Here is a 316-nt window from a genome sequence, read left to right as displayed (position 1 = left end):
CTTTTCAAGCATATAGTCAAGTCTCGTCTTTCTCTCCTCACTGCTGACACCATAAATATCAGCAATAAAGTTCCATAGGGTCTTGGCCCGTAACTTTAGAAATTTATCAGGAGAATCAGACACATAGCCTATTATCCTTTTGAGTTCAAGACTATCCTTCTTCCTATCTAGGTTATTTATAGTGATCGTACCTACAAAATCGTCGATAATTCCTACCATACTGTTTAGGGTAGTAGACTTACCAGCACCATTATGGCCTATAAGACCAAATATCTCTCCGTCCCTAATTTCCAAGTTAATATTATCTACTGCAAGC

Annotated in this window: 1 protein-coding gene; it reads right to left on the bottom strand. The window is 38.0% G+C overall.

All coding sequences use genetic code 11. The annotated features are described in order from the left end of the window. Nucleotides 1–316, bottom strand: a 316-nt coding sequence (locus tag NE547_RS18125; protein WP_256176636.1) for an ATP-binding cassette domain-containing protein, incomplete at both ends; no start/stop codon positions are given.

The sequence above is a fragment of the Flavonifractor sp. DFI.6.63 genome (assembly GCF_024462255.1).
Classification (GTDB): domain Bacteria; phylum Bacillota; class Clostridia; order Oscillospirales; family Oscillospiraceae; genus Lawsonibacter_A; species Lawsonibacter_A hominis.
Note: the sequence above shows the minus strand (reverse complement) of the source record. Positions and strands in the feature narration are given on the sequence as shown.